We start from the raw sequence: 1,516 nt of genomic DNA, 5'->3' as shown, positions 1-1,516 counted from the left end.
GAAGAGAACTTCAACGGTGAGCGCTCTTGGTCAAACCGAATCGACTTTGCTGCGAAAGGTAACAGTAAGGGCCTACGCCTTGCTGAATACATCGCAGAACTCGGTTATCAAGCCGATGACGTCATTGCCGTCGGTGATAACCACAATGACATTTCCATGCTCAAGTACGCCGGGTTAGGCGTAGCGATGCTCAATGCTGATGACATCGTCAAGTCACACGTTCAATGCGTGTGCTCAACAGATAACAACCATGATGGCTTAGCCCGTCTAATACGTGAACAAATTAAAGGATAACAACATGACTAAACCAATGATTCAGATCGCCCTAGACCAAACAAATCTTCCTGCAGCAATTGAAGTGGCAAACAACGTTGAAAGCTTCGTTGATGTGATTGAAGTGGGCACTATTTTGGCTTTCGCAGAAGGCATGACGGCGGTTTCTACGCTTCGTAAAAACCACCCAGACCATATCCTTGTATGCGATATGAAAACCACCGATGGCGGTGCTATTTTGGCTCGTATGGCATTCGAAGCGGGCGCTGATTGGATTACCGTTTCTGCTGCTGCACACATCGCAACCATTGGTGCATGTAAGAAAGTCGCTGATGAATTTAACGGTGAAATCCAAATCGAAATTTATGGTAACTGGACAATGGACGATGCTCAATCTTGGGTCGACCTAGGTATCTCTCAAGCTATCTATCACCGTTCTCGTGACGCTGAATTAGCTGGTGTGGGCTGGACTGAAGAAGATCTCGTGAAGATGCGTGCATTGTCTGAAATGGGTATCGAGCTTTCTATCACAGGTGGCATCGTGCCTGAAGACCTATACCTATTTGAAGGCATTAAGGCGAAAACCTTTATCGCGGGTCGCGCACTTGCGGGTGACAAAGGTAAAGAAACAGCAGAAGCACTAAAAGCTCAGATCGATCGCTACTGGAACTAGGAGGCGTTATGTATCAAAACTTGTTACGCCACCGTGTAGGGCTTTATGAAAAGGCCCTACCTAACGAACTCAGCTGGGAAGATAAACTTAAGCAAACCAAAGAACTCGGCTTTGATTTTCTTGAGATATCGGTAGACGAATCAGACGAGCGTCGCAGTCGACTAGATTGGAATGACGAAGAAGTGTATGCCTTGCGTCGTCTTTGTGAAAAGCACGGCGTACCGCTGCAATCCATGTGTTTAAGCGCGCATCGTAAGTTCCCATTCGGTTCAGCAGATCCGGCGGTTCGTGAACAAGCGGTTATCCATATGGAGAAAGCGATCTCGTTGGCTTATAAGTTGGGTATTCGTACCATCCAACTGGCTGGCTATGACGTTTACTACGAACCTGCTGATAAAGTGACTAACCATAGGTTCATTGAAGGCATGAAGCTTTCGGCGCAGTTGGCGGAAAGAGCGGGCGTAATGCTTGCTGTGGAAATAATGGACACCGATTACTTGAACTCTTTGAGTAAGTTCGAAGTGCTGAGTCGCGAAGTTAATTCACCGTATTTCACGGCGTATCCTGATG

The 1,516-nt window shown here is 47.0% G+C and carries 3 protein-coding genes; all 3 read left to right on the top strand.

Annotated features, from left to right (window positions below):
- On the top strand, positions 1-294 hold a 294-nt coding region (locus AB4496_RS14860; protein WP_372131242.1), incomplete at its 5' end, for an HAD hydrolase family protein.
- A gap of 4 nt (positions 295-298) precedes the next feature.
- The gene (locus AB4496_RS14855; protein ID WP_009845897.1) at positions 299-946 is read left to right on the top strand and encodes a 3-keto-L-gulonate-6-phosphate decarboxylase UlaD; all 648 of its coding nucleotides are present in this window, start codon (positions 299-301) and stop codon (positions 944-946) included.
- A gap of 8 nt (positions 947-954) precedes the next feature.
- Positions 955-1,516, top strand: a 562-nt coding sequence (locus AB4496_RS14850) for an L-ribulose-5-phosphate 3-epimerase (protein WP_372131240.1), incomplete at its 3' end; no start/stop codon positions are given.

The organism is Vibrio sp. 10N.222.46.A1 (genome assembly GCF_041473595.1).
Taxonomy (GTDB): Bacteria; Pseudomonadota; Gammaproteobacteria; order Enterobacterales; family Vibrionaceae; genus Vibrio; species Vibrio tasmaniensis_A.
This window is presented reverse-complemented; position numbering and strand designations above follow the sequence as displayed.